Source organism: Mesorhizobium sp. P5_C1 (assembly GCF_054049815.1).
The window spans coordinates 1-1,083 of sequence record NZ_JBFULQ010001065.1 but is presented as its reverse complement, the minus strand read 5'-3'; the positions used below and the strand labels follow the sequence as shown (position 1 = coordinate 1,083).

Sequence of the window (1,083 nt, the reverse complement as noted above, 5' to 3'; positions counted from 1 at the left end):
GCCGTCAACTCCGCCTTCATTTCGGCCCCCACGATGGCCGCGCGACCAATGAGGTCGTCTGCCGGATCGGTCAGGATTTCCAGGTTGGCCAGCGCGACGACGTTGGCGACAGCATTTTCCGCAGCAGTTAGAACCTGGGAGCCGAGTGGAAGTTTGCCTCGATACCGCTCGTGAATCGTGAGGCCGGAAAGGGGCATATCGCCGCCGATAGCCTTGGCCCATACGACCATGTCGGGAACAATGCCGAAATGCTCGCTTGCCCACATCTTGCCAGTCCGCCCGCCGCCCGCTTGCACTTCGTCGACGATGAGCAGAATCCCCTTCTTGGTGCAGGTCTCACGCAACATCTGCATGAATTCGACAGGCGGATCGATGTAGCCGCCGTCCGCCTGCATGGATTCGATGATCACCGCCGCGACGTCGTCGGCGCCTGTGTTCGGAGTGGTGAGCTTGTAATCGAGATACTTGGCGCAGCGCACCTCGCATTCCGGATAGCGCAGGTCGGCGAAGCAACGGTAGCAATAGGCATATGGCATATGGATTGCGCCCGGCATCAGCGGACCGAACCCAGCCCTGAAGTTCTCGCGGGTGGTGAGTGCCAACGAACCATGGAATACGCCATGGTAGGCTCCCTCGAAGGCGACAATCTGTGACTTGCCGGTGATCGCCTTGGCAAATTTTAGAGCCGTTTCGATCGCACCCGACCCGCTCATCCCGAACCAGGTGAAGCATTCGTCGCGCAAACCGTGCGGCATCGTCGAAGCCAGTTTCTCGGCAAGCGCAACGGTGGTCTCATTGATCAGGCCGGCCGAATGCATCAACTTTTCCGACTGGCTTTTGATCGCAGCCACGACCTTAGGATGGTTCCGTCCCACGCTCGACACCGCAACGCCGGCGGACATATCGAGGAAGATGTTGCCATCGGGATCCTGGATTCCGGCGCCCTTGCCGCCCTCCACGACCAGGCGTCCACGAACGGAAGGCCTGGTGGGACTCTGGGCTTTGAGAGCCCGCTCGATCAGCGTGCGTGCGATCGGTCCCGGAAATTCGTTGGTTACGATCCTCGGCATGATCGGATAGGAC

At 60.2% G+C, this 1,083-nt stretch carries 1 protein-coding gene; it reads right to left on the bottom strand.

Annotation, left to right across the window (positions count from 1 at the left end):
* The coding region (locus ACXJ7R_RS33910; protein WP_457155603.1) for an aspartate aminotransferase family protein at positions 1–1,083 on the bottom strand (1,083 nt) is incomplete at both ends.